The sequence below is a fragment of the Anoxybacillus sp. FSL W8-0104 genome (assembly GCF_038004465.1).
GTDB classification, from domain to species: Bacteria; Bacillota; Bacilli; order Bacillales; family Anoxybacillaceae; genus Anoxybacillus; species Anoxybacillus flavithermus_G.
Genome location: NZ_JBBOQU010000001.1, coordinates 1705476 through 1721126, shown reverse-complemented (window position 1 = coordinate 1721126; position 15651 = coordinate 1705476). Strand labels below are relative to the sequence as shown.

Annotated in this window: 14 protein-coding genes; 11 read left to right on the top strand and 3 right to left on the bottom strand. The window is 45.0% G+C overall.

The window, feature by feature from the left end:
* The first annotated feature begins 90 nt into the window (after positions 1-90).
* The 5 genes from NST18_RS09090 to NST18_RS09070 all read left to right on the top strand — a co-directional run bounded on the left by NST18_RS09090 (position 91) and on the right by NST18_RS09070 (position 6945).
* Positions 91-2112, top strand: a complete 2022-nt coding sequence (locus NST18_RS09090; RefSeq protein ID WP_340721375.1) for a methylmalonyl-CoA mutase family protein — start codon at positions 91-93, stop codon at positions 2110-2112.
* On the top strand, positions 2096-4291 hold the full coding sequence (scpA, locus tag NST18_RS09085; protein WP_088223209.1) for a methylmalonyl-CoA mutase: 2196 nt from the start codon (positions 2096-2098) through the stop codon (positions 4289-4291). Before NST18_RS09090 ends, scpA begins: the two co-directional genes overlap by 17 nt.
* Positions 4288-5388: a methylmalonyl Co-A mutase-associated GTPase MeaB gene (meaB, locus tag NST18_RS09080; RefSeq protein ID WP_004889629.1), complete on the top strand. Its 1101-nt coding sequence runs from the start codon at positions 4288-4290 to the stop codon at positions 5386-5388. Before scpA ends, meaB begins: the two co-directional genes overlap by 4 nt.
* 64 nt (positions 5389-5452) lie before the next feature.
* Entirely contained in the window at positions 5453-6391 is a 939-nt protein-coding gene (locus tag NST18_RS09075) for an aromatic acid exporter family protein (protein WP_004889630.1), read from the top strand.
* 50 nt (positions 6392-6441) lie between these two features.
* Entirely contained in the window at positions 6442-6945 is a 504-nt protein-coding gene (locus NST18_RS09070; RefSeq protein WP_340721374.1) for a L,D-transpeptidase, read from the top strand.
* 30 nt (positions 6946-6975) lie between these two features.
* Here NST18_RS09070 and prli42 read toward each other — a convergent pair whose 3' ends face one another.
* Positions 6976-7071: a stressosome-associated protein Prli42 gene (prli42, locus tag NST18_RS09065; protein WP_009373849.1), complete on the bottom strand. Its 96-nt coding sequence runs from the start codon at positions 7069-7071 to the stop codon at positions 6976-6978.
* Between the two features lie 153 nt (positions 7072-7224).
* Between prli42 and mce the strand changes: the two genes are divergently transcribed.
* The 5 genes from mce (at position 7225) to gndA (ending at position 12373) form a co-directional block, all read left to right on the top strand.
* Complete coding sequence (gene mce, locus NST18_RS09060) at positions 7225-7638, top strand: methylmalonyl-CoA epimerase (protein WP_004889633.1); 414 nt, start codon at positions 7225-7227, stop codon at positions 7636-7638.
* Complete coding sequence (locus NST18_RS09055) at positions 7635-9185, top strand: acyl-CoA carboxylase subunit beta (RefSeq protein WP_035018549.1); 1551 nt, start codon at positions 7635-7637, stop codon at positions 9183-9185. The genes mce and NST18_RS09055 overlap by 4 nt, the downstream gene beginning before the upstream one ends.
* A 117-nt stretch (positions 9186-9302) precedes the next feature.
* Positions 9303-10427 carry a tripeptidase T gene (locus tag NST18_RS09050; RefSeq protein WP_004889638.1) on the top strand — a complete coding sequence of 375 codons (1125 nt, stop codon included), beginning with the start codon at positions 9303-9305 and terminating at the stop codon, positions 10425-10427.
* A 4-nt stretch (positions 10428-10431) separates the two neighbouring features.
* Positions 10432-10899, top strand: a complete 468-nt coding sequence (locus NST18_RS09045) for a chemotaxis protein CheW (RefSeq protein ID WP_004889640.1) — start codon at positions 10432-10434, stop codon at positions 10897-10899.
* 64 nt (positions 10900-10963) lie between these two features.
* Positions 10964-12373 carry an NADP-dependent phosphogluconate dehydrogenase gene (gene gndA, locus NST18_RS09040; RefSeq protein ID WP_340721372.1) on the top strand — a complete coding sequence of 470 codons (1410 nt, stop codon included), beginning with the start codon at positions 10964-10966 and terminating at the stop codon, positions 12371-12373.
* Positions 12374-12410: 37 nt separating this feature from the next.
* On the opposite strand, the gene NST18_RS09035 is transcribed toward gndA, so the two are convergent.
* Positions 12411-13022, bottom strand: coding sequence for a cyclase family protein (locus NST18_RS09035; RefSeq protein WP_340721371.1), 612 nt, complete (start codon positions 13020-13022; stop codon positions 12411-12413).
* 13 nt (positions 13023-13035) lie between these two features.
* Positions 13036-14523, bottom strand: a complete 1488-nt coding sequence (gene zwf, locus NST18_RS09030; RefSeq protein WP_192948281.1) for a glucose-6-phosphate dehydrogenase — start codon at positions 14521-14523, stop codon at positions 13036-13038.
* A 119-nt stretch (positions 14524-14642) separates the two neighbouring features.
* Between zwf and rnz the strand changes: the two genes are divergently transcribed.
* Positions 14643-15581, top strand: coding sequence for a ribonuclease Z (rnz, locus tag NST18_RS09025; RefSeq protein ID WP_004889645.1), 939 nt, complete (start codon positions 14643-14645; stop codon positions 15579-15581).
* Positions 15582-15651: the final 70 nt, after the last annotated feature.

The following is a 15651-nucleotide window of genomic DNA, read 5'->3' as shown; positions in this document are numbered from 1 at the left end:
AGTCTATATATACTACAATAAATATGTAATGAATGTTTCAAAAATTGAAAAGAAAGCGCTTTAAATGTCTTCAAAGGGGAGGGGTTGTTAATGGCGGATTTGTTAACGATGAAAAACGCCTCGTTTCCTATTCCGAAATATGACGAATGGGAACAAGAAGCAGAAAAATCGCTTAAAGGAAAACCGCTTGAAAAGTTAGTGACAACAACGTATGAGCAACTACAAATAAAACCGATCTATATACGAAGCGACATAGAGACAACTCCTGAGCAATATCCGGGGTTTCCTAGCTATGTGCGCGGGACGGAGCCGGATGGGTATATGAAAAAGCCATGGGCAGTCAGTCAAGCCATTTCTACCAAAAGTCCTAAGGAATGGAACGAAATCGCAACATACGATATCGCAAGAGGACAGACGGAAATTCATCTTATTTTAGACGAGCTCGGATTTTCTATCACGTCGCTAGAGGATGTCGAAACGATGTTTTCTGGCATTTCGCTTTCCGACTATTCGATTCGTCTCGATGCAGGGGCATGTTCGTTGTCAGTTTTGGCGCTGTTTATCGCTTATTTTCATAAGCAACAACTTCCGCTCGATTCATTGCGCGGAACAATCGGCATGGACCCGCTTTCGGCATTAGCGATAAAAGGAGAACTTCCTACGTCGCTTTCGACGCTGTATGACGTGATGGCGGATGTGACGAGATGGGCGAAAGAACAGCTGCCTTTGATAAAAACGATCATCGTTCACGGAGAACCGTATCATCACGGTGGGGCCAATGCGGTGCAAGAGTTAGCGTTTTCGTTTGCGACTGCCGTCGAATATATCAACGAATGTTTAAAGCGCGGGTTGACGGTCGATGAGGTGGCCGAACGAATGAGTTTTTCGTTCGCGATCGGTGCTGACTTTTTTATGGAAATCGCGAAACTGCGCGCGGCTCGTGCGATGTGGTCGAATATTATTCAAGCGTTTGGCGGCAGCGAACGAGCGCAAAAAATGTCGCTTCATGCGCGAACGTCGTATTTCACGAAAACGGTTTATGACCCGTATGTAAACATGCTTCGGGCATCAGCAGAAGCGTTTGCTGCGATTGTCGGTGGGGCGAATAGTTTACACGTTTCCCCGTTTGACGAAGCGATTCGACCAGCGGATGAGTTTTCACGAAGAATTGCCCGTAATACACAATTGATTTTACTAGAAGAAGCGCACATCGGGAAAGTCATCGACCCGGCTGGCGGTTCGTATTACGTTGAAACGCTAACGGCACAAATTGCAGAAGCTGCATGGAAGCTATTTCAACAAATCGAAGCAAAAGGCGGCATGACAAAAGCGCTCCAAGCAGGAGTGGTGCAAGCAGAAATCGAAAACATCGCCAAGCTGCGCGAACAAAACGTCAAAATGCGCAAAGAACGAATCATCGGTACAAACGTCTATGCGAATGTAGCAGAGCCAAAACCGAACATCCAATCTGTATCGCCGACAAAAGATGAATCGTATGATGGTGAAACGATGGAGCGGACCGGAAATTGGCTAGATAGTGCCATTGCTTTCGTCCGTCGTCGAGCGACCGCTCGAGGAATTGATGCTGCGCTCGCGATGACCGGTCCGTCGATTGCCATTTCCCCAGTTCGCCAATGGCGGCTGTCTGAGCCGTTTGAGCAGCTGCGCCAAGCAGCGGAGCGGCATTTAGAAACGAACGGAAAGCGTCCAACCGTGCATCTCATCAATCTCGGCGCCATCGCCCATCATAAAGCGCGCGCTGATTTTATGAGCGGCTTTTTTGAAGCGGGTGGATTCGCTGTCGTGAAAAATGACGGCTATATGTCGGTTGACGAGGCGATAAAAGGGGCGTTAGAAGCAGACGGAACGCATTATATCATTTGCGGAACAGACGAAAGCTATCCGGAAGCGGTTCCGGCGATTGCGAAAGCGTTAAAGGATGCGAATCCGCCGCGAAACGTCTACGTCGCTGGAAAACAACCGCTGGAAATCGAAACCACTTTTATAGAAGCGGGGGTGGACGGATTTATTCATATCGGTTCTAATTGCTACGAAACGCTTGTGGCGTTTATGAAGGAAATGGGGGTGGCTTTAGATGGAGCGGAAAGTTGATTTTACGAATATTCCTTTCCAACGCAAAGGCGATACGGTGAGCGAACAACAATGGAAGCAGGCAATCGAAGAAAAGCTGCAAACATCGATTGACGACCTTTTTTTCCAAACAAACGAACAAATTACGCTTAAACCACTATATACAAAAAAAGATATTGAAGGTTTTGACTTTCTTGACTATATGCCGGGTATTCCACCATATTTGCGCGGACCGTACCCGACAATGTACGTCGTTCGACCGTGGACGATTCGCCAATATGCAGGTTTTTCTACGGCAGAAGAAAGCAACGCCTTTTACCGCCGCAATTTAGCGATGGGGCAAAAAGGGTTGTCGGTTGCGTTTGACCTTGCCACCCACCGCGGCTATGATTCTGACCATCCACGCGTCGTCGGCGATGTCGGCAAAGCAGGGGTCGCTATCGATTCGGTGCTCGATATGAAAATTTTATTCGATGGCATTCCGCTTGATCAAATGTCCGTATCGATGACGATGAACGGGGCTGTGCTCCCAATCATGGCGTTTTACATCGTTACCGCCGAAGAGCAGGGAGTGACGCAAGACAAACTGTCCGGCACAATCCAAAACGACATTTTAAAAGAATATATGGTGCGCAATACGTATATTTATCCGCCAGAAACGTCGATGCGCATTATCGCCGACATTTTCGCCTATACTGCAAAATATATGCCAAAATTCAATAGCATTAGCATTTCCGGCTATCACATGCAGGAAGCTGGTGCGCCGGCGGATATTGAGCTTGCCTATACACTTGCCGATGGGCTTGAGTATGTGCGTACAGGCTTAAAAGCAGGCATTGACATTGATTCATTTGCTCCACGCCTATCGTTTTTCTGGGCAATCGGCATGAACTATTTTATGGAAGTGGCAAAAATGCGTGCGGCGCGCGTGATTTGGGCGAAAATGATGAAAACATTTAACCCGAAAAATCCGAAGTCGTTAGCGTTGCGAACGCATTCGCAAACATCAGGCTGGAGTTTAACCGAACAAGACCCGTTCAACAACGTTGTCCGTACACTCATTGAAGCGCATGCAGCAGCGATGGGGCATACGCAGTCGCTTCATACGAACGCACTTGATGAAGCAATTGCGTTACCGACCGACTTTTCTGCGCGCATCGCTCGCAATACGCAGCTTTATTTGCAAGAAGAAACGGGCATTTGTCGCGTCATTGACCCGTGGGCAGGCTCGTATTACGTCGAAACGTTGACGAACGAACTAATGAAGCGAGCGTGGAAACATATTGAAGAAATCGAAAATCTCGGTGGTATGGCGAAAGCGATTGAAACAGGATTGCCAAAAATGCGCATTGAAGAAGCAGCAGCAAGACGGCAAGCCAAAATTGATTCTGGTGCGGAGACGATTATCGGTGTGAATAAATATCGTCCAGAAAAAGAAGAGCCGATCGATATTTTAGAAGTCGATAATACGGCTGTGCGCATGCGACAAATCGAAAAATTAAAACAGTTGCGTGCGTCTCGGGATGAAGCGCGTGTGCAACAAACGCTGCAAGCGATTACGAAAGCGACGGAAACAGGCGAAGGAAACTTATTAGAATTGGCGGTAGAAGCCGCTCGTGCGCGCGCGACGTTAGGCGAAATTTCGTATGCAATTGAAAAAGTAGCAGGCCGACATAAAGCAGTCATTCGTTCCGTTAGCGGGGTATATAGCGCAGAGTTTACGAACGAAGAAGAAATTGCACGCGTCAAAAAAATGACGGATGAATTTTATGAGTTAGAAGGAAGACGGCCGCGCATTTTAATCGCCAAAATGGGTCAAGATGGACATGACCGTGGGGCAAAAGTGATCGCCACCGCATTTGCGGATTTAGGTTTTGACGTTGATATCGGTCCGCTCTTTCAAACACCAGAAGAGACAGCGCGGCAAGCGGTTGAAAACGATGTTCACGTCGTTGGGATGAGCTCGCTCGCTGCTGGACATAAAACGTTACTGCCACAGCTTGTGGAAGAGTTACGCAAACTAGGGCGAGAAGATATTATTGTTGTCGTTGGTGGCGTCATACCACCACAAGATTACGAATTTTTATATGAACATGGTGCAGCGGCTATTTTTGGACCAGGTACGATCATCCCGGTCGCAGCTCAAAAAGTGTTGCACGAAATTTATCGACGACTCGGTTACGAGGAAGTGAGCGAATGAGTGAGGAGCGAACATCTCGACCAGAATGGGTGGATGACCACAATATGTTTGCAACGTCGTACGTGAAAGGAAACGATCGTGTTCAGCCGACAAAAGAAAGACGATGGGTAAAAAGAAAAGAGCTTTCGATTGAAGAATATGTCGCAGGTGTATTAAATAATAATCGCACCATTTTAGCACAAGCGATTACACTTATTGAAAGCAATGCAGCAAAACATACAGAAAAGGCACAGCGCATATTGCATGAGCTCCTTCCTTATGTAGGGCGTTCGGTTCGCATTGGCATTACTGGTGTTCCAGGTGCAGGCAAAAGTACATTCATTGAAGCATTCGGACAATTTTTATGCGATAAAGGTCATCGTGTTGCGGTATTAGCGATCGATCCGAGCAGCTCGCTCACAGGTGGAAGCATTCTTGGCGATAAAACGCGCATGGAATATTTAGCTCGTCATCCGCGTGCGTTTATTCGTCCTTCTCCATCGGGTGGCACGCTCGGGGGAGTGCATCGGAAAACACGTGAGACGATGCTGCTTTGTGAAGCAGCGGGATATGATATTATTCTCGTGGAAACGGTCGGTGTTGGTCAAAGTGAAGTGGCAGTACGCGGCATGGTTGATTTTTTTCTATTGCTTGCGCTAACAGGCGCTGGTGATGAACTGCAAGGAATGAAAAAGGGGATGATGGAACTCGTCGACGCGATCGTTATTAATAAAGCAGACGGGGATAATAAACAGAAAGCAGAGTTGGCGAAAGAAGAATATAATCAAATTTTACATTATTTACGCCATGCCACGAAAGGATGGGAGACGAAAGCATACACATGCTCTTCTCTTCACGGAGAAGGAATTGAACAAATTTGGGAAGTAATCGAACGGTTTGTGCAAACGACAAAACAATCCGGCGTGTTTGAGGAAAGAAGAAAGGAACAGATGAAAGATTGGCTGCATGCGATGATTAAAGATTATTTGCATATCCGCTTTTTTCATCATCCGGCTGTACAGCAACAGTTGCCGAACATCGAACAAGATGTGATGGAAGGGAAACAGCCGGTCACAATGGCCGCCCAGCAATTAATTCGTTTATATGAGCAAACGTAAAGGTGTCCGTTATGGGCACCTTTTATTGTTGAATATGTTATAATGAGGGCGGAGTGTGATAGTCATGTTAAAAATTGGTTATCGAACAGTGAAAACAGCGATTGGAACAGCGAGTGCCATTGCGCTTGCCCAATGGTTGCACCTTGAAAATTTTGCTTCTGCCGGCATTATTACAATACTTTGTATTCAAGTGACGAAAAAAAAGTCGTTGCAGACGGCACGTGCTCGCTTTGTTGCCGGTTTAGTTGGCTTATTGTTTTCATTTCTCTTTTTTGAAGGACTTCGCTATCATCCGCTTTCGATCGGTTTATTGCTGCTGTTTTTCATTCCAACGACTGTTGCCTTGAAAGTGACCGAAGGGATTGCGACAAGTGCGGTTATTATTTTACACGTATACATGGCGAAAGCGATGACGTGGTCTCTCGTATATAACGAAGTGATGTTAATGATCATCGGGATCGGTATCGCTTTACTTGTCAATATGTACATGCCAAGCGTGGAAAAAGATTTAAAAGAATATCAACGGATTGTAGAAGATTTATTTCGCATCATTTTTAAAGAAATTGTTCATTATTTACGGACGAACGAAAGCTTGTGGGATGGGAAAGAAATTGCGCTAGCGAGCGATACGTTAAAGCGAGCAAAAGCGCTTGCGTTACAAAACATTGAAAACCATTTTTTACGCAATGAAGATTATTATTACCGATATTTTCGTATGCGCGAACGGCAATTTGAAATTATTGAACGCATGCTGCCGCTCATCAGCTCGATGACGTACACAGTTGAGCAACGAAATATGATTGCCGATTTTATTGATGAATTAAGCGATGCGATTCACCCGGGAAATACAGCAGACCGTTTTATTCGACAACTTGAGGAGATGAAAAAGCAGTTCCAACAAATGCCTTTGCCAAAAACGCGCGAGGAATTTGAAGAGCGAGCTGCTCTTTTGCATTTTGTAAAAGAGATGGAGCAATATTTAATCATTAAAAGTCAGTTATAACGGTATGATCGCTCTTTTTTGATGCATAATAATGAAAAAAGGGTGAGATCATGCCGCTTTTGTTTGCTTTCTTTCTTTTTCTTTCACCGCTTTGGCCGTTTGGAGATCATCCGCGCGTGGGCGATCCGATGATTATTGTCAATAAACAAACGAACCAACTTGCTTTTATTCGCCATGGGAAAATTGAACGTATATATCGAGTGGCGACAGGAAAAACGAATGTACTCACGCCAGAAGGGATATTTACGGTAACTGTTAAGGCAGTAAATCCTTATTATCGGAAAAAAAACATTTCAGGAGGAGCACCGAACAACCCGCTTGGTACGAGATGGATCGGATTTGATGCACGTGGAACGGACGGTCGAACGTACGGCATTCATGGAACGAATCGACCCGAATCGATTGGACGTTATATAACAGAAGGATGCGTACGCATGCATAATCGCGATGTTGAAGCGCTATATCCGAACGTGCCATTAGGAACGAAAGTAGCGATCGTAAAAACGAACGAATCATTTCATCAGCTCGGGAAAAAGTACGGGGCGCTTAAATAGAACAAGCTGGCCGAATACGGTCAGCTTGTTCTATATCCACATGCTTAATCCAGCAAGCAACGATGTTAAAAGCATCGAACCGAGCATTAAATAGACGACGATTTTTTGCACTTTTTTTGAATGCATTTTTTTCACCTCTTGTCACCTCTTGTTACCTATTGTACAAACATGCTGATCGACAAACAAGTATGAAAACATGCAAAAAAAGAAGGAAAAAAGAAAAAAGGTGTCGAAATACATACACGGTTTGCAGCCGAGAACAACAAAGGGGTTGGGGTTATGGAAGTGAAAAAAGTCGATCATATTGGCATCGCTGTGAAATCATTAGATGAGGCGCTTCCGTTTTATACGGATACGCTCGGTTTATCGTGCGTTGGCATGGAAACGGTCGAATCCGAGCAGGTGAGGGTAGCATTTTTAAAAGTCGGCGATGTAAAAATTGAATTGCTTGAGCCGCTTTCTGAACATAGCCCAATTGCTTCTTTTATTGAAAAAAGAGGTGAAGGTATTCATCATGTCGCGCTTGGCGTAGATGATATTGAACTGCGCATTCAGGAGTTAAAAAATAATGGTGTTCGTATGATTCATGAGCAACCGAAACGCGGAGCGGGAGGGGCGCTTATCGCCTTCATGCATCCAAAGTCCGCTCACGGAGTATTGTACGAGCTTTGTGAAAGAGAGGGCGGGCAATAATGGATATGTATGATAAAATTAATGAGCTATATGACCGCCGGCGTGAAATTGAATTAGGTGGCGGTGACGATAAAATTGCTAAACAACATGAAAAAGGGAAATTAACAGCGAGGGAGCGCATTGATCTTTTATTAGATGAAGGGACGTTCGTCGAGTTAAACCCGTTTATTGAACATCGTTGCACCGATTTTGGATTAGCAGGAAAAAAAGGTCCGGGTGACGGAGTTGTCACAGGATACGGGAAAATCGATGGTCGAACAGTGTTTGTATTTTCACAAGATTTTACTGTATTCGGTGGCGCGCTTGGGGAAATGCACGCGAAAAAAATTGCGAATATTATGGACTTAGCAGCAAAAACAGGGGCTCCAATCATCGGATTAAACGATTCCGGTGGTGCACGCATTCAAGAAGGAGTATTGTCCCTCGATGGCTACGGCCATATTTTTTACCGTAATTCCATCTATTCTGGCGTCATTCCGCAAATTTCTGTTATTATGGGTCCGTGTGCAGGAGGGGCTGTCTATTCACCTGCCATTACCGATTTTGTTTTTATGGTCGAAAAAACGAGCCAAATGTTTATTACTGGACCGAAAGTGATTGAAACGGTGACAGGAGAAAAAATTAGTGCGGAAGATTTAGGTGGTGCCCGCGTTCATAATACAATTAGCGGAAACGCTCATTTTTCAGGAGCGACAGAAGAAGGCGTGCTTGCCCAAGTACGACGGCTGTTAAGCTATTTGCCAGCAAACTGCCAAGAAAAGCCACCGATCAAGCCTGTTGCCAATGAAGATGACTACCGTCCTGATTTAGCGGATGCGATTCCAATTGACGCGGTCAGACCGTACGATGTGCGCAACGTTGTGCTACAAGTCGTTGATGAAGGATCGTTTATGGAAGTGCAAAAAGATTTTGCGAAAAATATTGTCATCGGTTTTGCGCGCATGAAGGGAGAAGTTGTCGGACTCGTATGCAACCAGCCGAAGTTTATGGCGGGAGGACTAGATATTGACTCATCGGATAAAGCAGCCCGCTTTATTCGCTTTTGCGATTCATTTAACATTCCGATTATTACATTTGAAGACGTGACAGGCTTTTTCCCAGGAGTCAAACAAGAACATGGCGGCATCATTCGCCATGGGGCGAAAATTTTATATGCGTATTCGGAAGCGACCGTGCCGAAAATTACGGTTATTTTACGGAAAGCATACGGTGGAGCATACGTTGCATTAAACAGTAAATCGATCGGGGCGGATGTTGTGTACGCATGGCCGAATGCAGAAATTGCCGTTATGGGGCCACAAGGGGCGGCGAACATTATTTTTGCAGGCGAAATTGAAAACAGCCCGAATCCAGAAGAAACAAGAGCGCAAAAAATTGAAGAATATCGCGATAAATTCGCCAATCCTTATGTTGCAGCGAAATACGGCATGGTTGATGATGTTATCGACCCACGCGACACGAGAATCAAGCTTATTCAAGCACTCGATATGCTTCGTCATAAGCAGGAAGAGCGCCCAAAAAAGAAACATGGGAATATTCCATTGTAAGTATATACCGCCAGTTGTTTGGCGGTATATGTTTTTCGAAAAATAATCGTACGGTTTCGCAAACGATGTAAAAATCCGTTATACTTAAAGATGAGTTCATACATAGGAGGATGCATGATGGTCAATAAGCAGCGTTTAGTCGAAGAATTTTTAGAGCTTGTGCAAATTGATTCGGAAACGAAATATGAGCGCGAGATTGCGGATGTGTTGAAAGCAAAGTTTGAAGCGCTCGGTTTGCACGTCATTGAAGATGATACGACAGCGCAAACAGGACATGGGGCAGGAAATTTAATTTGCACATTGCCAGCGACAAAAGAAGGAGTCGATCCAATTTACTTTACATCTCATATGGATACCGTTGTGCCGGGAAAAGGGGTAAAACCGTCCATTCAAGACGGTTACATTGTCACAGATGGTACGACGATTTTAGGAGCGGACGATAAAGCAGGACTTGCTGCAATGTTTGAAGCGATCCGCATGTTAAAAGAAAAACAAATCCCTCATGGACTCATTCAATTTATTATTACTGTTGGTGAAGAGTCGGGGCTTGTTGGGGCGAAAGCGCTCGATCCATCGCTCATTCAAGCGAAATTTGGATATGCGTTAGATAGTGATGGAAAAGTCGGACAAATTATCGTTGCTGCTCCGACGCAAGCAAAGTTGAAAGTGACTGTTCACGGAAAGACAGCTCATGCGGGTGTTGCCCCAGAGCGTGGTGTATCAGCCATTACGATCGCCGCAAAAGCAATTGCGCAAATGCCGCTTGGGCGCATTGACGAAGAAACAACCGCAAACATCGGCCGTTTTGAAGGGGGAACACAAACGAACATCGTATGTGATCGCGTGGACATTTTAGCTGAGGCACGTTCCCTTGTGCCAGAAAAAATGGAAGCACAAGTCGCAAAAATGAAAGAAGCGTTTGAGCGCGTAGCGGAAGAAATGGGCGGTCGTGCAGATGTTCATGTGGAAGTGATGTATCCAGGATTTAAATTTGGCGACGGCGATTATGTTGTTGAAATCGCAAAACGAGCAGCAGAAAAAATTGGTCGTCCACATGAGTTGTTACGCAGCGGTGGCGGTAGCGATGCGAACGTCATTGCCGGATTTGGCATTCCAACGGTCAATTTAGCGATCGGTTATGAAGATATTCACACAACAAATGAACGAATGCCAATTGAAGAACTTGTTAAAACAACGGAAATGGTCATCGCTATTATTGAGGAAGTGGCTGCGAGGGGGTGAAACGATGAATAAAGTCGTCGTTTTCCAATTGTCTAACGAACAATACGCCATTCCGGTCGAACATGTTGTTTCCATCGAAAAAATGAGCCAGCCGACGCTCATCCCGAGCATGCCTTCGTATATGCTTGGCGTTGTGCGCATTCGCGGTGAACTTGTTCCCGTGCTTGATACGTCGCAAATTTTATATCGTCATCCATATACGGAAACAGAAAAAACACGGCTCATCGTCGTCCATATGGGGGATATGCATGTAGCATTTATCGTAGACGATGCAAAAGAGATTATTGATATTCCACCACATATGATGAAGCAAGTGAATATGCTTGCTTATCAACAGACGCCATATTTCATCGGGATTGCCAACTTGCCTGATCGGCTCATTACTGTTATCGATCCGACGATATTGTTTGACAATTTAGAAGGAGCAAGCACCATTAAAGAACATATGAGGAATGAGAAACAGAACACTTGAACGAGAAAAGAAGATTATGGTATGTTCTTTTTTGAACAATCAAAAATAGAAAGGAACGTTTACTATGGCGAAACAACAAATTGGTGTGATCGGTTTAGCGGTCATGGGAAAAAACTTGGCGCTCAACATTGAAAGTCGCGGGTATTCGGTAGCCGTATATAACCGTTCACGCGAAAAAACAGACGAGTTTTTACAAGAAGCGGAAGGGAAAAACATCGTCGGTACATACAGCATCGAAGAGTTTGTTAACGCGCTTGAGAAGCCGCGCAAAATTTTATTAATGGTGAAGGCAGGCGCGGCAACAGACGCAACAATTGAGCAATTAAAGCCGTATTTAGAAAAAGGCGATATCGTCATCGACGGCGGCAATACGTATTTTAAAGATACACAACGTCGCAATAAAGAACTTGCGGAACTCGGCATTCATTTTATCGGTACAGGCGTTTCCGGCGGAGAAGAAGGGGCGTTGAAAGGTCCTTCCATCATGCCGGGCGGACAAAAAGAAGCGCACGAACTCGTTCGTCCGATTTTTGAAGCGATCGCGGCAAAAGTCGATGGGGAGCCGTGTACAACGTACATCGGTCCAGACGGTGCGGGCCATTACGTAAAAATGGTGCATAACGGCATCGAATACGGCGATATGCAATTAATTGCTGAAGCGTACTTTTTATTAAAACATGTGCTCGGCTTAAACGCACAAGAGCTTCATGAAGTGTTTGCCGAGTGGAATAAAGGGGAATTAGACAGCTATTTAATCGAAATTACGGCAGATATTTTCACGAAAATTGATGAAGAAACAGGAAAGCCGCTTGTCGATGTCATTTTAGACAAAGCAGGACAAAAAGGAACAGGGAAATGGACGAGCCAAAACGCGCTCGATTTAGGCGTCCCGCTTCCGATTATTACGGAATCGGTATTTGCTCGCTTCATTTCAGCGATGAAAGAAGAGCGCGTGAAAGCAAGCAAGCTATTAGCTGGTCCTGCCGTGAAGCCGTATGAAGGAGATCGTGCGCACTTTATTGAAGCGGTACGCCGCGCGCTTTACATGAGCAAAATTTGCTCGTACGCCCAAGGCTTTGCACAAATGAAGGCCGCATCTGAAGAGTACAACTGGAATTTACAATACGGTAATATCGCGATGATTTTCCGCGGCGGCTGCATCATTCGTGCACAATTTTTACAAAAAATTAAAGAAGCGTACGACCGTGATCCAGCGTTGCCAAACTTATTGCTTGACCCATACTTTAAAGACATCGTCGAAAACTATCAACAATCGCTCCGTGAAATCGTCGCAACAGCAGCGATGCGCGGCATCCCGGTTCCGGCATTTGCCAGCGCTTTAGCATACTACGACAGCTACCGGATGGAAACATTGCCAGCGAACCTGATTCAAGCTCAACGCGACTACTTCGGTGCGCACACATACGAACGCATCGACAAAGAAGGCGTGTTCCATACGGAATGGTTGAAATAAACGAACCCCCTAGGGCAAATGGCTCTAGGGGGTTCGTTTATTGTTCAAACAACAATACACGCGCTGGGGCGGCGTCGGTGCCGACGAGTTTAAGCGGAGCGGCAACCATCCAATATTCGCCTGCTGGTACGTCTTTTAATCGAAGCCCTTCGATGACGATAATACCGTGACCGAACAGCGTTTTGTGTGTTGGGTGTCCCGCTTGGTTGCGTTCGACACCGAGGGCATCAATGCCGACGCCGCGAATGCGTTTTTCGGCTAAATATGTTGCCGCATCTTCAGCAACGTAAATAAATTCAAAGTTAAAAGCGTCGTCAAACGAGTTTTTTGTTTTGAATAAGAGAAAATCGTTTTCTTGAATATCAAAATGAATGAGATCTTCTTTTGTAATGCGATCATCGACGTTTGTGACGTCTAATACTTTGCAGTAGCCGACGAGTTTTTCAAGCGGAATCGTTTCAAACGTTTCTCCGTTTTTTACCATATGGAGCGGCGCATCAATGTGCGTGCCTGTATGCACATCCATGTCGATGCGCGATTCAGTGACGTAATCGTTCGTGACGGTCGTTAGTTTCGGTTGTTTTTCCGGTTTGTTTTTATACACAGGCATGCCTTCAAAAATTGGAGCGGTGACATCGTACATTTTCATAGGTGTTTCCTCCTTACATTGTTCCGTTTAGTGGCCACCAATGGAAGCCGTCTTTTTGCAATAGTTCATCCGCTTTTTTCGGTCCCATCGAGCCTGCTTCGTAGTTCGGAAAGTCCATAGCTTTCGTGTTTGCCCACACTTCCGAAATCGGGTCGACAAAGCTCCATGAAGCAGCGACTTCATCCCAATGCGTAAAGTTTGTCGCATCGCCGCGCATGCAGTCATATAACAATTTCTCATACGCTTCCGGCGTATTGATGCCATCGATGCAGTTGTTGCAGTAATCGAGCTTAATTGGCGTCGTTTTCATGCTTTCGCCGCTTTTTTTCGCGTTTAAATGAAGGGTAATGCCTTCATCGGGCTGAATATGGATGACGAGCAAGTTCGGATGAACGTGTTCGCTTGTGCGATAATATAAGTTCATCGGCACATCTTTAAATTGCACAACGATTTTCGTCGATTTTTCCGTCATTCGTTTTCCTGTTCGTATGTAAAACGGCACACCTGCCCAGCGGAAGTTGTCGATCATTAATTTCCCTGCAACAAATGTTTCCGTATTGGAGTTTGGATCGACACTATGTTCTTCACGATACCCGACGACTTGTTGCCCGCGCACGATGCCGCGTCCGTATTGCCCACGCACGAAATATGTCTCGACGTCATCGTGTGTCATCGGGCGAAGCGCACGAAGCACTTTTACTTTTTCGCTACGAATATCGTCTGTCGTTAACTTAATTGGCGGTTCCATTGCCAAAAGGGCAACCATTTGCAACATATGGTTTTGTACCATATCGCGAAGCGCGCCGGAATGGTCGTAGTAACGACCGCGATCTTCCACTCCAAGCGTTTCGCTTGATGTAATTTGAATATTAGCAATAAAGCGGTTGTTCCAAAGCGGCTCGAAAATGGCGTTCGCAAAGCGAATGACTTCGATGTTTTGCACCATTTCTTTGCCGAGATAATGGTCAATCCGGAAAATTTGCTCCTCCGAAAACGATTGGCGAATTTCTTCATTTAATCTTTGTGCACTTTGTAAATCGTGACCGAACGGTTTTTCAATGACTAATCGCGTCCAGCCGTTTGTGGCCGTCAGCCCCTCGGATTTCAAGTGCGATGTAATCGTTCCGAAAAATTCCGGTGCCATCGCCAAGTAAAAAATGCGGTTGCCTGGAATATGAAATTGTTCTTCCACACGAGTTAATAATTCATTTAATTGTTCATATGATTGCGTATTTGTCGCATCTAGTGAATGATAGTAAAAATGAGAAATAAACTTTTCATCTATTAATTCTTGTTTCGTCGCTTCTTCAATCGTTTCTTTTACGTAGTGGCGAAACGATTCGTCTGTATGTGGACGACGGGCAACACCAACAACCGCAAACTGTTCAGCAAGCTTTCCTTTTTGATAAAGTTTATAAATAGATGGGAATAGTTTACGCTTTGCTAAGTCGCCAGTCGCGCCAAAAATTACAATTGTCGCTTTTGGTTGTACGTCATTCACGGACCATATACCTCGCTTTTATTCATTTTTTGAAAGGTTCATGATAATGTAATTTTAGAGGTTTATTGTGGTAAACGCAAATGTTTTATCCGATTAAAGAAAAGAGAGGAGATCGTAGCGTGGAATTATTGTTTTTAGGGACAGGCTCTGGCGTCCCATCAAAAGGTAGAAACGTATCCGCGATTGCCCTTCAGTTGTTAGAAGAAAGAGGAGCAACATGGCTATTCGATTGCGGAGAAGCAACGCAACATCAAATTTTACATACGTCTATTCGTCCAAGACGCATTGAACGTATTTTTATTACTCACTTACACGGCGATCACATTTTTGGTTTACCTGGATTGCTTGGTAGCCGTTCGTTTCAAGGTGGAGAAACACCTCTTTTTGTTTACGGCCCAGCAGGTATTCGTTCGTTTATTGAAACTGCATTAACGGTCAGCGGCACGCGACTGAAATATGAGTTGTATATTGAAGAGTTTACAGAAGGAGTCATATTTGAAGACGAACAGTTTGTTGTTACAGCAAAATTGCTTGACCATGGTTTACCTTCATACGGTTTCCGAATTGTTGAAAAAGATTTACCGGGTACGTTGCTCGTTGACGAGTTGCGTGCCCTCGGGGTGAAGCCAGGTCCCATTTATCAACAAATTAAACGTGGAGAGCTTGTTACGTTAGACGATGGAACGGTGATTGATGGACGAAAATTTGTTGCCCCGCCAAAAAAAGGACGTATGATTGCGATTATGGGAGATACGCGTTATTGTGAGGCAAGTGTGGAACTTGCCGAAGGAGTGGACGTGCTCGTACATGAAGCAACGTTTAGTGCAAACGAAGCCCATTTAGCGCGAGATTACTATCATTCCACAACGGTGCAAGCGGCTGAGGTGGCGAAGCGGGCTGGGGCGAAGCAGCTTATTTTGACACATATTAGCTCGCGTTATCAAGGGGAAATGTGCAACCAACTTCTGGAAGAGACAAAGACAATTTTTCCGAATGTAGCGATGGCGTCTGATTTTGCCTCGTTTCCGATTATAAGAAAAGGGAATGATGAGAGATGATCGAAGTAAAAGGAAGCGTCACCGACAAACAGACGAGATGCGTACATTACCATAGTCAACAACCCAATGA